Here is a 17169-nt window from a genome sequence, read left to right as displayed (position 1 = left end):
GGCACGGTGGAACGGCTCCGTGCGATTGGCTGCGGGCGCCACCTTCGTATCGGCAGGCCTGGAAAGTAGCGACGCATCCGTCATAAATCGAACTTGCTCCGTCTCAGCTGAGACGGCGTCACCTTCGCAAACTCCGACGCGCAATTCGATGGTAGCAAAATTCGTATTTCGGTCGCCAGCACGAATGCCGTTCTACCGCGCGCAGCGTTTAGCAGAATGTCTTTTCAAGACGGCGATGCACCAAGCGATTTGACGAGCCTGAGAGGAGCGCTTCGAAAGTGAACTCGATTTGACGCTCGGCCAGGAACGACAGTCGACTAATTCTTGTCATAAGACAACCTCGATCGAGCACATTCGCGCCGAGACGAAATGGCCGTCGCGCTCATTGCTCCGATCCCGAGGCATTTGTTGCCCGTCTCCAGCGAAATTTGGAATGGCTATGTCTCTTCGTTTCACTTCTCCTAGGCAGAAACGTCGACCGTGCCGAAGTATCTCCATAGGACCGTGGGCCGACCGACGCCACGAATCATCAGGGGTTATCTATGACCGCGCGCTTCTTTTCGCTCTTGCTCTCCCGACGTCGGCTGTTGATCGCAACCTCCGTTGTTGCAGCGGTTACCTTGACGGCGATGACGGGCCTATCCCCAGCTCGAAGTGCCGGCGCTCCGCCAAATGGCGGTGACATCACCTTCCTTATCGATTCGCTCGGCGGCACCTGGATTCCAAACAACAGCTCCATCTCCAGCTTCCAAGGCCACATCTGGGGCCACGTGGCCGACAAGCTCGTCTATGTCGATGCTGATGGCAAGGTTAGTCCCTGGATCGCTGAAGGCTGGGAACAGAGCAACGACGCCACCCAGTTCACCCTACACCTCAAGAAGGGTGTGACGTTCTCCGATGGCACCGGACTCGACGCATCGGCCGTCATCGCCAATCTGGACATCTGGTACGCTGGCCGGAAGAGCGAGGGCATCAACCCGGTTGGCCTCTTCCCGAAGACCTATGACCGCGCCGAGGCCGTCGACGCAACCACCGTGAAGGTCTTCTTCAAGGCGCCGACACTCGGCTTCATTCCGACGCTCGGCTATCACGGCTCGATTCTCATCTCCCCAAAGACACTCGCGCAGCCCCCAGCCCAGCAGGCCGACCTTGGCAAGACGTCCGGCAGCGGGCCGTACGTGGTCGCCGCCTGGAAGGAGGGCGACTTCGTCAAGCTGGTCAAGCGCAAGGACTACAATTGGGGTCCCGCCGCCGTCGGCCACACCGGCCCGGCCTATCTCGACTCAATCACCTACAAGATCGTGTCCGAGCCATCGCTGCGGGTCGCGGCGGTTCAATCCGGACAGGCCGATGTCGCCTACAGCCCCTCGCCGCAGGAGCTGAAATCTCTCAAGGACGCCGGCTTTACTACCGCAACCCCGCGCTATCTCGGCTTCGTCAATGGCCTGGCGGTCAACACCAAGCTGGAGCCGTATAACGATGTGAAGGTACGCCAGGCGCTCCAGGCCGCTATCAACCGCAAGGAGATCATCGACACCATCTATACGCCCGACTGGAAGCTGGCGACGTCCTTCATCCAGAGCAACGTCCCCGGTGCGACCGATCACAGCGACCTCCTGGCCTACAACCCCGGTAAGGCCGAGAAGCTGCTCGACGAAGCTGGCTGGGTCAAAGGGGCCAATGGCATCCGCACCAAGGACGGCAAGCAGCTGTCGCTCACGCTTCACTCCAACCCCTACCTCGCGACGGCGAAGTCGATCGACGAACTCATTGCCCAGCAGCTCGCCAAGATCGGCTGGAAGGTCACCATTCGCGCCTATGACGTCGTGACGTTCGGCGAGAAGGTCCGCTTCGGCGGTCCGGCCGTGCCGGCCTATGAGGTGACCCGCAGCTTCATCGATGCCGGCACGGTCGCCAGCATCCTCACCGATGCCAACAATGGCGAGAACTGGTTCAATCTCGGCGACAGCGACAAGAAGCTCAACGAGCTGCGCGACAAGATTGCCGCCGCCGCCTCTCTCGAGGTTCGCAATCCGCTGCTCGATGAGCTGCAGACCTACGTCCTCGAGCAGGGCTACTTCATTCCGCGCACGCAGATCGTCCAGCGGATCTACGTGCAGTCCCCGAGGCTCAAGGGCGAAGTCTACAACGGCATCGCCTACGCCAGCTATTACACGGCCACGAAGGGCGAGTAAGGCGCCATGCGAGCGAATAGCGCGACGAGGGCGCCGGCATGATCAATGCTTACCTTGCCTATGCCGCAAAGCGCCTCTTGCAGGCGCTCGTCGTGATCCTGCTCGCTTACGTCTTTACGTTCGTCGTCGTCAGCATTTTGCCGGGCGACCCCATCACGAACGTCCTGCGTGACCCCCAAAACGGGTTCAGCGAGGACGAGATCAAGGCGATCATCGCCGCCCAGGGCCTGGACCAGCCGATTCCGGTTCAGCTCTGGACGTCGCTGTCCCATTTCGTCATCGGCGACCTCGGCCTGTCGATGCGGTCCAGCCGACCCGTCGCAACTCTGATCGCCGAGGTTCTTCCCTCAACGCTGATCCTCGCCACCGCTGCGTTCGCGATCGCGCTGCTGCTGGCGGTGACGATCGCCTATGGTACGCAATTTCTTCCGAAACGATTCGGCCAGGGTTTGCTGCGCGGCTTCCCGTCGTTGTTCCTGTCGGTGCCCAATTTCGTTATCGGCCTGGTGCTGATCCACGTGTTCGGCTTCCAGCTCGGCCTGTTCCGCGTGATCGCGCCCGACAGCTTCTGGGCGACCTTCTTCGCCGCGGTCGCGCTGGGCATCCCCGTCTCCGCGCGGATCGCCGAGGTGCTGATCGCGAACCTCGACAAGGAGTCCGAGCAGGAATACGCGGCGGTCGCGCGCGGCCGTGGTCTGACGCAGATGCGCCTATTTGCAAAACATCTGCTCAAGCCGTCTTCGCTCCCGGTCGTCACCGTCATCGCGCTTGCCATCGGCGAGCTGCTCGGCGGCTCGCTGATCACCGAGACGGTGTTCGGCCGCACCGGCATTGGCAGCCTGGTACAGCGTGCGGTGAGCACGCAGGATTTGCCGGTCCTGCAGGCGGTTGTCTCGCTCGCGGCGGTCGTGTTCGTGCTGGTTAATTTGACCGCAGATCTCGTCTACCCGCTGCTCGACCCGCGCGTGAAGCTGATCGGTGTTCACAGGGTCCGCCCGACCACTGCGGACGACAGCGCCGCAGCGATATCCCCGGCGGTGACGCCATGACCCTCGCCTCCTTCTCCTCCACCTCGCGCGTCACGGCGATCGGCCGGCTGGCAGCTCTTCGCGTGCCGCCGACCGTCGCGCTTTCCTTCGCGGTCGTCGCGATCGTGATTGCCTGGTCGCTGGCGCCAGGCTTGTTCACGAGTCATAGCCCGATCGCCGGTGTTCCCGCGGAGAAGTTGCTCAGCCCGAGTGCCGCACACTGGTTCGGCACCGATCACCTTGGTCGCGACCTCTATACCCGCGTCGTCTACGGCACGGCGTCCTCGGTGACGAGCGCTCTCATCGCGGTCGCTATCGCCGCCGTCACCGGCGGCCTCATCGGCCTGCTCGCAGGCTTCCTGGGCGGCTGGGTGGATATCGTGCTCGCTCGCCTCGTCGACGTGCTGCTGGCGATCCCGAACTTCCTGCTGGCAGTGATCGTCGTTACCGCGATCGGTTTCGACACGACGAACGCCGCGATTGCGACCGGCGTCTCCGCGGTGGCCGTGTTCGCGCGGGTAATGCGCTCGGAGGTCATCAAGACCCGGCAAGCTACTTTCGTCGAGGCGGCGTTCCTGATGGGCGGCTCGCGCTGGCATATTCTGCTGCGCCACGTGCTGCCGAACGCATCGCGCTCGGTGCTCCCGCTCGCGGTCTTGCAATTCGGCCTGTCGATCCTGGTGATCGCGAGTCTTGCCTTCCTGGGCTACGGCGATCCGCCTCCCGCCTCCGATTGGGGTCTGTTGATCTCGATCGGCAAGGACTACCTCAAATGGCCGTGGTTGGTGTACGCGCCCGCCTTCGTCACGATCGCGACCGTCCTCTCTGTGAACAGGATCAGCCGATGGCTGCGCAAGACAGACTGACCGCCGACGTATTCACACGCGCAGAGCTCCCCGCGCCAGTGCCGCTACGCTCGCTTCCGCTGCTCCGGGTCGATGACCTCTCGGTCTCCTACGGGCCGCACGAGGTCGTGACCAATGTGGGGTTCGAACTCGGCCGCGGCGAAAGCCTCGCTCTCATCGGGGAGTCCGGCTCCGGTAAATCGACCATCGCCCGCGCGGTGCTGCGGCTGCTCCCGAGCGGCGGGCGCGCCACCGGCCGCGTTGCTTTCGACGGCCAGGAGGTACTGGGGATTTCCGAACGCGGCTTCCGGCCTCTGCGAGGACGAGCCATCGGTTTCGTGCCGCAGGATCCCGCCAACTCACTCAACCCGGTGCGGACGATCGGTGCCCAGGCACACGAGGCAGCAGCGCTACTCGACGAGTCGGACAAGGCCATCCGCAAGCAGCTCATCCTGGAGACGTTCGCCGAGGTCGGACTCGACAATCCGCAACGCGTCTACGACTCATATCCGCACCAGCTGTCCGGGGGCATGCTCCAGCGTGTGCTGATTGGCCTGGCGATCCTGCCGCGGCCGGCACTGCTGGTTGCGGACGAGCCGACCTCCGCGCTCGACGTCACGATCCAGAAGCGCATCCTCGACCTGCTCGCGCGGCTGCAGCACGATCTCAAGATCAGTCTGCTGCTCATTACGCACGATCTTGCGATCGCCGCCGAACGCGCGAACTCGCTGGTGGTGCTCAAGGACGGTATCATCCAGGAAGCCGGCCGAACTGCTGCCGTCTTCTCCTCGCCGGCGTCGGCCTACGCAAGGAAGCTGCGCGCCGATGTCCCGGCGCTTAACCCCGACCGTTACGCCGCGCTGCGCGACACTGGCTTATCAGCTCTCAAGACCGGTGCCGGTGCGACGCCGAAGATCGAGGTCAGCGCCGTCACGAAGACCTTCACCGTCGACGGCAAGACGCTGACGGCCGCCAGCGATTTGTCATTCACCGTTCCCGCCGGCACCACGCACGCGCTGGTCGGCGAGTCCGGCTCAGGCAAGACCACAGCGGTCCGGCTGCTGCTAGGCCTCGAGCAACCCGACAGCGGGACCATCGCGGTCGCCGGCGAACCAATTACCGGTCGCTCGCCGGAGGCATTGCGCTCGGTGTGGCGCCACCTTCAGCTGGTCTATCAGAATCCGTTCACCTCGCTCGACCCGACCTGGACGATCGAGCAGCTGGTGCGCGAACCGCTCGACCGTTTCAGGATCGGAACGCGCAAGGAGCGCGACGAGCGGGTTCGCGAGGCCCTGGCCGACGTCGGGCTTAGCGAGCACCTCCTATCCCGCAAGCCCGCGGCCCTGTCGGGCGGCCAGCGCCAGCGCGTGGCCATCGCTCGCGCACTCGCGCTCAAACCCGATGTGATCGTGCTCGACGAGCCCACCTCCGCGCTCGACGTCAGCGTCCAGGCCGACATCGTCGAAGTCCTGCTCTCGCTACAGGCCAATCTCGGCCTTACCTATGTGTTCGTCTCCCACGACCTGGCGCTGGTGCGCCAACTCGCCCACACCGTCTCGGTGATGCACCGTGGACGCATCGTCGAGCATGGGACCGTCACCGACATCTTCGACGATCCGCGGCAGCCCTATACAAAGTCCCTGCTGGCCTCCATCCCTTCAGGCGTCACCGACACCGCAGATGCGCCGCAGTTGCGGCCTCGGTTGATCATCGCTGCCGAATGATCGAAACAGTGTCGCTCATTCGTCATCGAGCGCGAGAACGGCGAAGCTCGCGAGCCAGTGTTCGCCCATGTAATGCTCGGCGATATGAGGAAGGCCTGCGGCGAGATGTTCCTGCGCGGCTTCCTGAGCAATGGCGCGACAGGGGTCGGTTGCGGGCAACGCATTGCCGAGCGAACGCCAGCACCAGGCCCGACTGAGATTAAGTCCGTCGAGATGGGCGATCTTGCCGTCCGTGCGATCGCTGACCGACGCAGGCCGGAACAGCGTGGCGGGCTGCCGCTCGGACAATCGCGGCAGGAACTGACCGAACCAGGGCAAGAACTCGTTCGGCGGCAACAGGCGCCGCATGCACTCGGCCTCGATCAGGGCCGACGACTGGAAATCATCGCCATTCGGCTCACCCCAGGCCGGGCAATCGCGATCCTCGCCATACCAGCGCTGGCCGGTGTCGCGCAGCAGCTTCGTCAGACCGTCGTCCTTGCTGATATCGGCGTAGTCGGCGGCCATGCGCAGGCCGAACGCGGTGTTGAAATGTGTGCCGACGCGCACTGGATATGTCGCTCGCGGCAAGAAGTCGCGAAAGCGTTGCACGATGACCTCGGTCAGCGGCGCGAGATTGCGACCCCAGCGGTCATCGGATTGCAACGCTAACTCGGTTGCCAGCTTCAACAGCCAGGCCCAGCCATAAGGCCGCTTGAAGCCGCGGGCAGTCGGGCGAGCGAAGTAAGCACGCTCGGCGGCGACCTTGTGGGCAATGAACTGCGTGTCGAACAGCGCGCGAATGTCAGACGCCGGCGCAAAATCAGGATAGCGGCGCAGCAGTCGCGCCAGCATCCAGTAGCTGTGGACGCAGGAGTGCCAGTCATAGCTGCCGTAGAAGATCGGGTGCAGCTGGCTCGGCGTGCGGGCGTCCGCCGGTTCGGCCAGCGCGTGGTCCACATTGTTGGGATATTCCCGCCTGACATGGCCGAGCGCGATGCGGGCGAAATGCTGGGCGTGATCGAGGGTGAGACGGGGCGTGGTCACGGTTTGGCCTTCCCAGTGTTCCGCCCGATCAATATCTCGATCAGGCGCGGCAGGAGGTAGATCGGAAATTGCGCAGCGGCGAAGTATAGGGCCATGCGCGGCGAGGCGGCAGCACCCAGCGCCGACCAGACCAGGCCGACATTGCGATTGCCGAGGATGAGGCCCACAGTCAGACGCTGGCCCAGATTGCCCGGCAGCAGCACGGCGCCCGCCGCTTGAAGGGCAATATTACAGGCAAAGGCAAGCCCGAGGCACAGCGTGGCGGCTTGCACATCGGCGGCGATCTGCGCGCGAATGCCGGCCATGGTCGCAACGGCAAAGACGAGGAGCGCCGTGACAATGATCCCGTCGACGACCTCGCCATGGGCCGCCAGCATCGAGGCCGCATGCCGTCGGACCAGGAACGCCACGCCTTCAGCGCTGCCGATCAGCAGCGCCAGACGCAGCGCAAGCTCGAGCGCGCTGATCTCTAGTCCCCCGAACCAGCCCGCCAGAAGCGGCACGGTGACCGGAGCCAGCACCATAGACAACACCGTCACCACGAGCGGCACCGCGCCATCGAGCCCGAGCATACGTGCCACCGCCGCCGTTCCGCTCGATGGCGGCGCCGACACGGCGAGCACGATTGCAAGCGCGAGTTCCGGACCGAGGTTCAAGACGCGGCCGGCAATACCGACCAACAGCGGGCAGGCAACCATGACGATCGCGGGAAGCAGCACGGAGAGTGACGGCCGCCGCAGCGCGGCGATGACAGCCTTGCTGTCGATCCGCAATAGCGTTCCGAGCACGATCAGGAAGATCGTGATCGGCATCAGTGGGCGCGCCAAATCCGCGAGCGCCGGAAAGGCGAGCCCAAGCAGCACGCCGAGCGCCAGCAATGTCGGTCCGCGCGGGATGAGGCGCAGCAGTGAGGGTCGCACACGCCTCGTCCAGTCATGTCGTCTCCGCCAAAGGACCACATCTCACGACATTCTTGAAATCGATTATTGCTATATCTATCATTGCTCAGATGAATTTAGCTTCCGTCGACCTCAACCTCCTGGTCGCCTTCGAGGCGCTGATGGAGGAGCGCCACGTGACCCGCGCCGGCCGACGCATTGGCCTCGCGCAACCATCGATGAGCAGCGTGTTGACGCGGCTGCGCGCGCTGTTCGCTGACGAGCTTTTTGTGCGCTCGGCCTGCGGCATGCAACCGACGGCCAAGGCACTGGCGCTGACCCAGCCGATCAGCGACGCACTGGCACAGATCAGAGGTGTGCTCGCGCCCACATCAGCATTTGATCCGGCAACAGTCAGCCGCCGCCTGTCGATTGCCGCGACCGATTATGGCGACCTCATCGTGGTGCCGGCACTGGTTGAGGCGCTGCGACGGGAAGCTCCGGGGATCGATCTCGTGGTGCGTCCCATCATCGATCCGGCCGCGAGTGTCGCGAGCCTCGAGCGCGGCGACGTCGACGTGCTGATTGGCGGCCACCTTCCCGCTTCCCCGCGTATCACAAGATGCACGCTCTTCAAGGAGACATTCGTCTGCATTCGCGACGCCAAGCGCGCGAGGCGCAAGGCGCCGCTCACCAGGGATGAGTATGCGCGTCTTCCGCATGTGCTGTTCTCATCCGCCGGCGGCGACGGACTTCCTAGCGCGATCGACACGATGCTGAGCCGGCACGGACGCAAGCGCCGGACTGCGATCACGCTCGCCCACGTCGTCGCGGTGCCATTTGCAGTCGCCGGAACCGATCTCGTGGCGACCATGGCCGAGCGCATCGCGCGCCGCTTCGCGGCCGCCGCCTGCGTATCCGTCGTTGCTGTTCCCTATGATGTGGAGCCATTCACTATCGACCTGCTCCACTCCCGCCGCGCCATGGCCGACCCGGCGCTGCGCTGGTTCATCGAATTGGTCAGTCGTGTTTGCAAGGAATTCTGACAAGATCGTCCCAGAAAATTGTGCTTCGACAGAGCGTCGCCTCCCTTATTCGCCGAGTAAGAGAATATCGCACCTGTCTGACAATCAACGCATTTGAGCCGTAGAACCAAACGCAGTTCTGCGACGTTGACCGAACGACCAGACACGGGGGCGGCACGATGGGTCCGGAGGGGCGGCACGCGATCGTCATCGGCGGAGGCGCCAGCGGCGTCCTCCTCGCCTTTCAGCTCCTGAAGACCAATCCATCTGGTCTCCGCGTGACCCTGATCGAGAAGGGGGCGGAGATCGGACGCGGGCTTGCCTATCATGCAGGCAATCCCGAACATCTCCTCAATGTGCGCGTGACGAATATGAGCGCGCTGCCCGACGATCCCGAACATTTCTGGAACTGGCTGTGTGCACGGCCGGGCGGACCGCTTTGTCCCGATCCCTATTGCTTCGTTCCAAGGCAAACCTACGGGGACTACCTCGCCGATCTGATCGCGCCGCTGAGATCGCGCGACGGGACGCGAGGTCTGACCATCGTGCGCGGCGAGTGTGCGGCGATCCGAGAAAATCCGTCCGACGTCGCTGTCACCCTTGCAGACGGAACATGCATCACCGGGAGCACGGCCATTCTCGCGACCGGCCATGATGCCGCAGCCCCGCTGCTGGCGGGCCATGCCGACCCTTGGGCCCCTCCCGCCGACGCCGGCATCGACACGGACGCCACCGTGCTGATCCTGGGGACCGGTCTTTCAATGGTGGACTATGTCCTGTCGTTGCTGCGCCACGGCCACCAGGGGCCGATCGTCGCCATGTCGCGGCGCGGCCTGTTGCCAAGAGCTCACCGACGCGTCGATCCGATGCGCTTTGCCGAAAACGAGATTCCGTTCGGCGCCGAGATCGGGCCGCTGTTGCGCTGGTTGCGTCGACGGGTCGAACTGCACGTCGCCGAGGGCGGCGACTGGCGCGGTGCCATCGACGCGATCAGGCCTTTCACCCAGCAGCTTTGGCAAGAGCTGTCCTTGAGCTCCAGGCGCCGTTTCCTAGAACACGCCCGCGCCTGGTGGGATGTCCATCGCCACCGCACTGCGCCGGAGGTCGAGGCGCGCATTGCGGAGGCCCTCGGGACGAAGCGTCTGACGATCATCGCCGGCAAGCTCGCCAACATCGCGCCGAACCCCGGCGGCGCGCTCGTTCTCTATCGCAGGCGAGGCCAAAGCGAGACATCCGAGCTGCAAGTCGGAGTCATCGTCGACTGCACCGGCATCGTTCGGGATCCCGGAGCCAGCACCAACCCGGCCGTGCGCAGCCTGCTCGACGAAGGCCTTGCTCGCATCGATCCATTGCGGATCGGCATCGACGTCACACGCGACTGCGCGATCATCAATCGCGACGAATCTCCCTCTCGCCGTCTCTACGCCGTCGGCCCGCTAACGCGGGCCGCATTCTGGGAGATCATTGCCGTTCCCGACATCCGACAGCAATGCGCGGAGTTGGCTGGGCGGCTCCGCGCGTCCGAGATTCCTCTTGTTTGAGCATGACCTTGTCGGAAAACCGCTCCACACTTTTCGCTGGCGCGGCCCTTCGGGTCCGGATGATGCTCTAGTTGAACAGATCCGGCTCCGCCTCGGTGATCCAGTCCCACAGCGGCTGGAAGCTGAAATAGCCGCCCTTGTGCGTACCGACCTGCCGCGAGGTCAGGCTGGCGATCTCATGGGGGATCGGTTTTGGCGTGCCGGCGGCCTCGGCTAGCAACTGCGCGCGCGCGGCATTATCCATCGCGATGTACCACCACGCGGCCGCCTCGATGGTCGGCCCCACCGTGAGCAGGCCATGGTTCTGCAAGATGGCGGCCTTCTTCGATCCCAGCGCCTGCGCAATCTTGCGGCCCTCTTCCGCCTCCAGCACGACGCCGGAGAACGGATCGAACAGCACGTGATCCTCGTAGAATGCGCAGGAATCCTGCGTCAGCGGATCGAGCAGGCGGCCGAGTGCCGACCAGGCCTTGCCATAAGTCGAATGGGTGTGGGCCGCTGCGATCACCTCCGGATGCGCGGCATGGATCGCCGAATGGATAACGAAGCCGGCCTGGTTGATAGGCTTGTCGCCAATGAGGATGTTGCCGTCGTGATCGACGAGCTGAAGATCGGACACCTTGATCTGGCTGAAATGCTTCGAGAGTGGGTTGATCCAGAAGCGCTGGGGATATTCCGGGTCGCGCACAGTGACGTGGCCCGCGAGACCCTGATCGAAGCCGTAGCGCGAGAATAGGCGGAACGTTGCGGCGAGCCGTTGCTTGCGGTGCAGCCGCTCCTCCTCGAACGACGCTGACGGCGTGCGCTCGACCAGGGAGTATTTCTTCGGCTTCTCGACAACCTTGTTCATTGTTGGGGTCCTTTTCTAGTATTCGAGGTTCTTGTCGAAGACGTCGGCCAGCGCCACGCCATGCGCATAGGCGTCGAGGTTGACCAGCGTCTTGTCGGCCAGCCGCTTGGCATCCTCGCCACCCGTCCATGAAACGTGCGGGGTCAGGACGACCTTGGGATGGCTATAGATCGGATGGCCCTCGGGCGGCGGCTCGGGGTCGGTAACATCGAGCGTCGCGCCGGCAATCCGCCCCTCGTCGAGCGCCCGCAACAGGGCGGTCTGATCGACGATGCGGCCGCGCGCGACGTTAATCAGATGCAACGATTTCCTGGCCCGTGCCAATACGTCGGCATTGATCAGACGTGTCGTCTTCGTTGTCGCCGGCAGCGCGAGGACGAGATGATCGGAGACCTCGACCAGTTGCTCGATGCTGTCCACGGGCTGGATGCCCGGGAGTAGATATTGCCAGGCCGACCGTCGGAGAACCTTGATGCTGACGCCGAACGGCTTGACCCGCGCGACCACGGCGCGGCCGATCGCGCCGAACCCTGCGATTCCGATCGTCTTGCCGCTGAGCGAGCCCAGCGGGGTGATCTTCCATTGCTCGCGGCTGCGAGGCCGAATGTCGTGGATGCGTTTTTCGAAGGCGAGGATCGCGGCAAGGACATATTCTGCGATCGGATCGGCCGAGATGCCGCGGCCAACGGTGACCACGGGACCGTCGAGCAGCCACCCCGGAAAGAAATCGAATCCCGTCGATGCAGTTTGAATCCAGCGCAGGCCGAACGGCCAGCCCGCCGGCTTGCTCGCAGGTGCCTTGTGCCAGCCCGCCAGGGGCCGCGTCAGCAGCACGTCGGCCTCCGGAGCAATCTCCCAGGGCGCGCGATCAGCGGGGTGGTCGATGATCAGCGGACGCGACCAATGATCAACGAGGGCGGCACCTACTTCCGCACCGAACTGATTGACGATGATTGGCGATCGAACGCTGGTGGATGCGCGCCTGGTTTCGATTCGGGGAGTGTTCATGTCACGCGTTCATGATAGCAATGAAGCATACATGCTAGGTGCTCGGCGCAAGATAGTCTTTTCAAAGATGACCGGCATCCTGCAACAACAGGACGAGCCGCCTCGGCGAGGCATAACAATTCGTCTCTGCGCGTGGCTCGCAGGCCGCAAGTGCGACAGCGCATGCGGCTTGACATTCGCGCGAGCGAAGAGATGTTGAGCCGTAATCAAGGAGATCGCTCATGAAAGTCCTCAACATCCTGACGCGGCGTTACCTGCCGCTGGAGGAACTAGATGCGGCCGTCGCCTTCTACGAGACTCTGATCGGTCAGAAGGCGCGTCTTCGCTTTGATTATCCTGAATATGATCTGAGACTGGCGCAGGTCGCATCGATCCTGTTCGTCGCCGGAACCGAACAGAGCCTGAAACGGTTCACCGCAACGCACATGACGTTCATGGTGGAGGACATCGAGGCTTTCGCAGCCCATCTGCCGACAGTCGGTGCGACGGTCCTGGAAGCACCGAAGCCGGTCCCCACAGGTCGAAACATGCTCGTGCGCCACCCGGACCAGACACTCGTCGAATATGTCGAACACAACGACAAGCATCCGGCGGACGTGCTGCCTTCGACCTCACGCTGATCCAGTCGGCCGGGCGGCACACGCGCTCAATGAAAGGCAGAACTCTTTTCGACGCTCGTCGCGAACGACTCGTGCTGCCATTGCCGATCAGGGAGACGACTGTTTCGACGTAGAACAGACTTCCCTGGACGTCACCGTGAACGATACAGCGTTTTCCGGAGTTCAACGGTCGCGGCTTTGCCTGCACAGGTTCGACACGCGCTGTAGATAATGGATGTACACCTCGCAGCACTGAGAACACACTTCTTCACCGAAAGACGATTGGAGAAGAAAATGTCTGCCGAACGCGGTCCGGTCAGCGCGATTCTTTCGAAGATCGCGCCGTGACATCAGTTCACTGGACCGGCCGCCTGATTTCCTGAAAGTGTGGCTTTAAGCGGGCCGGAAAACGGCATGTACCGGCCGATCGAACGAAAAACTGAGAGACACAGAATGATTGCATCGAAGCCTTTCTACGCAGCCGCGCTCGCCCTGATCATGGCGGCAATTGGCGCAGATGCCGTCCGCGCCGAGACGGACCAGCTTCGCATCGCCCAGCAATTCGGCATCGCCTATCTCCCGCTCATCGTCGCCAGCGAAAAGGGACTGATCGAGCAGGAAGCCAAGGCGCTCGGCATCGCACCGCCTAAGATCGAATGGCTTCGGCTTTCCGGCGCAGCCGCCATGAACGAAGCGCTGATTTCGGGTGGCCTCGACTTCGCGACGGCAGGCATCACGCCGATGATCCTGACCTGGGACAAAACGCGGACCACCGCCAAGATCATCGGTGTGGCTTCTTTGGGCTCGATGGCCAATATCCTCACCACCAACAATCCGAACATCAAGACGCTGGCGGATTTCACCGAAAAAGACCGAATCGCACTCCCCTCGGTCAAGGTCGGCTTCCAGCCAATCGTCCTTCAGATGGCGGCGGACAAGGCATTCGGCAAATACGACAAGCTCGACGAGCTAACCGTCAGCATGCCCCACCCGGACGCGACGGCCCAAATCCTCTCGGGACACTCCGAGATCACGGCGCATTTCACCTCGCCGCCGTTCTCGCAACAGCAATTGGCGAGCGGCAAGGTGCATCAGGTCCTCAACAGCTACGACGTGCTCGGCGGTCCCCACACTTTTAACGTGGTTTATTCCACCACGAAGTTCGTCAACGACAATCCGAAGACGATCCAGGCGTTCGTCCGCGGTCTCGACCGCGCCAACGAATGGATCAAGGCTAATCCGAAGGAGGCCGCCGCGCTCTACATCAAAGCGGAGGGTTCGAAGCTCGCGCCAGACTTCGTCGAGGGCATCATTCGCGACAAGGACGTCAATTTCACGACGGCACCGGAGGGAGCCCAGAAGTTCGCAGATTTCGAGGCCAAGGTCGGTTTGATCAAACAGGCCCCAGCATCGTGGCGGGACTTGTTCTGGTCAGGCCTCGGAGAGAAGCCTGGAAGCTGACATGAACGTGGCTCCGCGGCTGACCGGTCTCGTCGGCGAGACCGCATCGCCTACCCTGCTCGAGCTAGATCACATCAGCATCAGCTATCCGACACCTGACGGCATCCTAACAGCGGTCGAAGACGTCAGCTTCAGGATGTCGGCCGGCGAACGACTGGTTCTGCTGGGCCCGTCGGGCTGCGGCAAGTCCACATTGCTGCGTGCCGTCGGCGGCTTCCTCAAGCCAAGTGCCGGCGAGATTCGCATGAGCGGCCGGCGGATCGGGGCCCCGGGTCCCGACCGCATGACCGTGTTTCAGGAGTTCGATACCGCCCTGTTCGTGACGCATGGCATCGACGAGGCGATCCGCGTCGGAACCCGTATCCTCGCCCTGACGCCGCATCCAGGGCGGTTGGCCGCAGCGTTCGATGTTCCACCGGAAACCCGTACCCGCGGCGCAGCAGGTTTCGCCGAGTTAGAACGGCGGATCCAGGAGACCGTCTTTGCCGGCCCGGAGATCGATCATGTCTGACATCGCGGCGCCAAATCTGGTTCGCGCACCAGCGCTGCGGCGTGCACTCGAGGGAACGCCCTGGCGGCGCTTCGTCATCCTCGCCGGCTTTGCTCTCGCCTGGGAGCTCTATGCCCGCTGGCTCGACAACGCGCTTCTGCTGCCAACCCTGGGCGCGACGCTGTCGGCACTGTGGTCGGCTATACTGTCGGGCGAACTGCCCAATCGCGCATTGACCTCATTACGGGTTCTGATCACCGGCTACGCACTAGGCGTTGCCGTCGCCGCTGTGTTTACAACGCTTGCTGCCTTGACGCGCTGGGGCAACGAGGCCCTTGGTCTCTTGACGTCGATGTTCAATCCGCTTCCCGCCATCGCGCTGCTTCCCATCGCATTGCTATGGTTCGGTGTGGGAACGCCGAGTCTCATCTTCGTCATCGTTCACTCGGTTCTGTGGCCGGTCGCCCTTGCCTGCCACGGCGGTTTTCTCGCCGTCCCGCCAACTCTGAGAATGGCCGGTCGTAACCTCGGCTTATCAGGCGGCCGTTTCGTCGTGGAGATTCTGGTACCCGCGGCCTTTCCCCAGATCTTGTCGGGCTTGCGGATCGGGTGGGCTTTCGCCTGGCGCACGCTGATTGCGGCCGAACTGGTTTTCGGCGTCAGCGCTCGCTCCGGCGGAATTGGCTGGTTCATCTACACCAGCCGCGCGCAATTGGAGACCGCCAGCGTCTTCGCCGGATTGCTCACGGTGATTCTGATCGGCCTCCTCGTGGAGGGCGCGATCTTTCGGAGCCTGACACGGATCACGGTGCAGCGCTGGGGACAGATTCAAACCTAATACGCGGCCCTATCGGTCTCGTCTCGATGTGCGTGCTGCCGCCTTGCTCTGGTGCGTCATTCGTTCGGCCCGCGCGGCAATCGCAGCTTGTTTGTTTTGCGTAGACCTTCGCCACTCGCTCCGCCGAGCCGCGCAGTGCACGACTGACCAGCCAAAACGGTCGTTCGCATTCGTGGTGAGGACGTCGAGCGAATAGCACGAGGCGCTGGCGGCGCGCGGACTCATTCCAAAATTCGCTGATCGCGATAGTTTTGCCGCCCCCGTGAATGCAGCACGGAGCCGCCGCGCGGTTCGACGACGGGTAGCTCCGCGAGTGCATTCACAACATGGTACACGGTTGGAAGGTCCGACCAAGCCGCACGGTGAAAACGAACCGCGCCCTCGCCGCTCAGGTGCCGTTCGACCGTTCGGTCAGGGTCGGCAGCCGGCGTAAGCGTCACCTGCCGCAGCTCCCCTTCACCCCAAGCGCCAGTTCGTGGCATGTATTTGAGCATCAGCGTCCCGTCGGAAGGATCTTTCGCTCTGCCATAGGGCGCATCGTGCAGGTCCGAGGCCGCAAGATCCAGGAAGCGAAAGCCCATCCAGCCGGCCGCACAAAGCTGCACGCCATCCCAACGCCGCGGCTCGGCGATCTCGGCATAGAGCTTCGGATGACCGACCTCGTCTCGCCCGGTGATGATGGGGTCGGATGGTTTTCCCAGACGACGGCGAGGAACCGGCCTACGGCTTCGTCCCTGATACCCGTGAAATGCACCGGCCAACCGACCTGAATCATGGTGTAGCCGCGTCCGGCCAGCCAATCGATTTCCGTCATGTAGTGGAATTCGACAGTGACGACAGACTCGCCCCCAGAGCGAGAAGCCCTCCGGCAGGTGTCGTTCGAGCCGCGCGCCATCGATCAAAAAACTCGCCGCAACCGAAAGACGACGTGGGCTGCGCTTGGGATCAGCGGCCACGTCAAACGGCAATTGCCGTGGTCCGGGCGCCGGCCCGAAATGAGACGGCATTCGATAGATGCGCCCGGCTTCAAAGCGATAGCTCATCGATCGCCCGCCCGCGGCAGGGTATCGAGCAAGGGTCGGGCCAGATGCAGGATCTGGTAAGCGGCACCGGCGCTCTCTCTGTCCAGCTCATTTTCTGATAGCAAGATCCGCGTGACGGTCCAGTTCTGCGCATCGACGCTGACGACGGCAGCGACCGAACCGGGCTGTTCGGCAGTCGCGCGATTGTGCTCGATCTCGGCGGCGAAGGCCGCTGTGAGATCGGCGTCGATCGCAATGCTGCGCTCCTCCCTGTAGGCGAAACGCGCAAACCGTCCGTTGCCTCGGCGAGCGTCAAGAGCAAAACCGGGCTCGATCTCTGCGCGCCCGAAGCTGTCCGTAACGATTTTGTAGCGGCCGCTCACCAGGAAATCGCGGAAGGCTTCGTCCTGTCGCCAGAGATAAAGCGACGAATAGCTGCTGGCCGCGGCACCGAAATGCCCACTCTCGCGCAGCAGGAACGCCTTGAAGCAAAGCTCGGGCACGGCGTCCCACAGAGGACCGCGCTGCCTCGCGCGATCGCGGATGAGCGCGACGTCGTAGTCGGCCGGCAATCGGTGAGAACAATAGGCAGTGATCATCGGTGCATTTCCCATCGCGTGGATCCGAACACAATGCAGC

Annotated in this window: 16 protein-coding genes; 10 read left to right on the top strand and 6 right to left on the bottom strand. The window is 63.3% G+C overall.

The features are described from left to right. The first annotated feature begins 542 nt into the window (after positions 1-542). From AC5ZG1_RS06460 to AC5ZG1_RS06445, 4 genes are read left to right on the top strand one after another with little or no spacing between them, the layout of a single operon-like run. Positions 543-2195, top strand: a complete 1653-nt coding sequence (locus AC5ZG1_RS06460; RefSeq protein ID WP_496132316.1) for an ABC transporter substrate-binding protein — start codon at positions 543-545, stop codon at positions 2193-2195. A gap of 38 nt (positions 2196-2233) precedes the next feature. Further along, positions 2234-3244 (top strand): ABC transporter permease, encoded by a 1011-nt coding sequence (locus AC5ZG1_RS06455; RefSeq protein ID WP_496132315.1) that lies wholly within the window; start codon positions 2234-2236, stop codon positions 3242-3244. Next, positions 3241-4089 (top strand): ABC transporter permease, encoded by an 849-nt coding sequence (locus AC5ZG1_RS06450; protein ID WP_496132314.1) that lies wholly within the window; start codon positions 3241-3243, stop codon positions 4087-4089. The genes AC5ZG1_RS06455 and AC5ZG1_RS06450 overlap by 4 nt, the downstream gene beginning before the upstream one ends. Next, complete coding sequence (locus tag AC5ZG1_RS06445; RefSeq protein WP_496132313.1) at positions 4068-5792, top strand: dipeptide ABC transporter ATP-binding protein; 1725 nt, start codon at positions 4068-4070, stop codon at positions 5790-5792. The genes AC5ZG1_RS06450 and AC5ZG1_RS06445 overlap by 22 nt, the downstream gene beginning before the upstream one ends. A 15-nt stretch (positions 5793-5807) precedes the next feature. Here AC5ZG1_RS06445 and AC5ZG1_RS06440 read toward each other — a convergent pair whose 3' ends face one another. Further along, a complete protein-coding gene (locus tag AC5ZG1_RS06440) occupies positions 5808-6818 on the bottom strand; it encodes a DUF2891 domain-containing protein (RefSeq protein WP_496132312.1) in 1011 nt (336 codons plus the stop codon). Further along, entirely contained in the window at positions 6815-7738 is a 924-nt protein-coding gene (locus AC5ZG1_RS06435; RefSeq protein WP_496132311.1) for a hypothetical protein, read from the bottom strand. Before AC5ZG1_RS06435 ends, AC5ZG1_RS06440 begins: the two co-directional genes overlap by 4 nt. A gap of 89 nt (positions 7739-7827) precedes the next feature. Here AC5ZG1_RS06435 and AC5ZG1_RS06430 point away from each other — a divergent pair, with 89 nt between their 5' ends. Both AC5ZG1_RS06430 and AC5ZG1_RS06425 read left to right on the top strand, forming a co-directional pair. Beyond that, positions 7828-8742, top strand: a complete 915-nt coding sequence (locus AC5ZG1_RS06430; protein WP_496132310.1) for a LysR family transcriptional regulator — start codon at positions 7828-7830, stop codon at positions 8740-8742. 158 nt (positions 8743-8900) lie between these two features. Then, positions 8901-10262, top strand: coding sequence for an FAD/NAD(P)-binding protein (locus AC5ZG1_RS06425; RefSeq protein ID WP_496132309.1), 1362 nt, complete (start codon positions 8901-8903; stop codon positions 10260-10262). Between the two features lie 67 nt (positions 10263-10329). Here AC5ZG1_RS06425 and AC5ZG1_RS06420 read toward each other — a convergent pair whose 3' ends face one another. Together AC5ZG1_RS06420 and AC5ZG1_RS06415 are read right to left on the bottom strand one after the other, a co-directional pair. Then, positions 10330-11112 carry a class II aldolase/adducin family protein gene (locus AC5ZG1_RS06420; protein WP_496132308.1) on the bottom strand — a complete coding sequence of 261 codons (783 nt, stop codon included), beginning with the start codon at positions 11110-11112 and terminating at the stop codon, positions 10330-10332. A gap of 15 nt (positions 11113-11127) precedes the next feature. Then, on the bottom strand, positions 11128-12120 hold the full coding sequence (locus AC5ZG1_RS06415; RefSeq protein WP_496132307.1) for an NAD(P)-dependent oxidoreductase: 993 nt from the start codon (positions 12118-12120) through the stop codon (positions 11128-11130). 221 nt (positions 12121-12341) lie between these two features. On the opposite strand from AC5ZG1_RS06415, the gene AC5ZG1_RS06410 reads away from it, so the two are divergent. From AC5ZG1_RS06410 to AC5ZG1_RS06395, 4 genes are all read left to right on the top strand, one after another. Continuing rightward, positions 12342-12740 carry a VOC family protein gene (locus tag AC5ZG1_RS06410; RefSeq protein ID WP_496132306.1) on the top strand — a complete coding sequence of 133 codons (399 nt, stop codon included), beginning with the start codon at positions 12342-12344 and terminating at the stop codon, positions 12738-12740. Between the two features lie 432 nt (positions 12741-13172). Beyond that, positions 13173-14180 carry an ABC transporter substrate-binding protein gene (locus AC5ZG1_RS06405; RefSeq protein ID WP_496132305.1) on the top strand — a complete coding sequence of 336 codons (1008 nt, stop codon included), beginning with the start codon at positions 13173-13175 and terminating at the stop codon, positions 14178-14180. A 1-nt stretch (position 14181) separates the two neighbouring features. Continuing rightward, positions 14182-14691, top strand: a complete 510-nt coding sequence (locus AC5ZG1_RS06400; RefSeq protein ID WP_496132304.1) for an ATP-binding cassette domain-containing protein — start codon at positions 14182-14184, stop codon at positions 14689-14691. After that, complete coding sequence (locus AC5ZG1_RS06395; RefSeq protein ID WP_496132303.1) at positions 14684-15508, top strand: ABC transporter permease; 825 nt, start codon at positions 14684-14686, stop codon at positions 15506-15508. Before AC5ZG1_RS06400 ends, AC5ZG1_RS06395 begins: the two co-directional genes overlap by 8 nt. A 221-nt stretch (positions 15509-15729) precedes the next feature. Here the strand turns inward: AC5ZG1_RS06395 and AC5ZG1_RS06390 are convergent, their stop codons facing one another. Further along, entirely contained in the window at positions 15730-16551 is an 822-nt protein-coding gene (locus AC5ZG1_RS06390) for an acetoacetate decarboxylase family protein (protein ID WP_496132302.1), read from the bottom strand. Further along, the gene (locus AC5ZG1_RS06385) at positions 16548-17102 is read right to left on the bottom strand and encodes a DUF4865 family protein (RefSeq protein ID WP_496132301.1); all 555 of its coding nucleotides are present in this window, start codon (positions 17100-17102) and stop codon (positions 16548-16550) included. The genes AC5ZG1_RS06390 and AC5ZG1_RS06385 overlap by 4 nt, the downstream gene beginning before the upstream one ends. Positions 17103-17169: the final 67 nt, after the last annotated feature.

It is taken from the genome of Bradyrhizobium sp. Leo78 (assembly GCF_059512425.1).
This window is presented reverse-complemented; position numbering and strand designations above follow the sequence as displayed.

Bases quoted from the DNA above. Each gene is read 5' to 3' on its own strand.
- AC5ZG1_RS06420 (WP_496132308.1), bottom strand. From the start codon at position 11,112: ATGAACAAGGTTGTCGAGAAGCCGAAGAAATACTCCCTGGTCGAGCGC.
- AC5ZG1_RS06410 (WP_496132306.1), top strand. From the start codon at position 12,342: ATGAAAGTCCTCAACATCCTGACGCGGCGTTACCTGCCGCTGGAGGAA.
- AC5ZG1_RS06395 (WP_496132303.1), top strand. From the start codon at position 14,684: ATGTCTGACATCGCGGCGCCAAATCTGGTTCGCGCACCAGCGCTGCGG.
- AC5ZG1_RS06430 (WP_496132310.1), top strand. From the start codon at position 7,828: ATGAATTTAGCTTCCGTCGACCTCAACCTCCTGGTCGCCTTCGAGGCG.
- AC5ZG1_RS06415 (WP_496132307.1), bottom strand. From the start codon at position 12,120: ATGAACACTCCCCGAATCGAAACCAGGCGCGCATCCACCAGCGTTCGA.
- AC5ZG1_RS06405 (WP_496132305.1), top strand. From the start codon at position 13,173: ATGATTGCATCGAAGCCTTTCTACGCAGCCGCGCTCGCCCTGATCATG.
- AC5ZG1_RS06425 (WP_496132309.1), top strand. From the start codon at position 8,901: ATGGGTCCGGAGGGGCGGCACGCGATCGTCATCGGCGGAGGCGCCAGC.
- AC5ZG1_RS06450 (WP_496132314.1), top strand. From the start codon at position 3,241: ATGACCCTCGCCTCCTTCTCCTCCACCTCGCGCGTCACGGCGATCGGC.
- AC5ZG1_RS06390 (WP_496132302.1), bottom strand. From the start codon at position 16,551: ATGAGCTATCGCTTTGAAGCCGGGCGCATCTATCGAATGCCGTCTCAT.
- AC5ZG1_RS06400 (WP_496132304.1), top strand. From the start codon at position 14,182: ATGAACGTGGCTCCGCGGCTGACCGGTCTCGTCGGCGAGACCGCATCG.
- AC5ZG1_RS06455 (WP_496132315.1), top strand. From the start codon at position 2,234: ATGATCAATGCTTACCTTGCCTATGCCGCAAAGCGCCTCTTGCAGGCG.
- AC5ZG1_RS06445 (WP_496132313.1), top strand. From the start codon at position 4,068: ATGGCTGCGCAAGACAGACTGACCGCCGACGTATTCACACGCGCAGAG.
- AC5ZG1_RS06460 (WP_496132316.1), top strand. From the start codon at position 543: ATGACCGCGCGCTTCTTTTCGCTCTTGCTCTCCCGACGTCGGCTGTTG.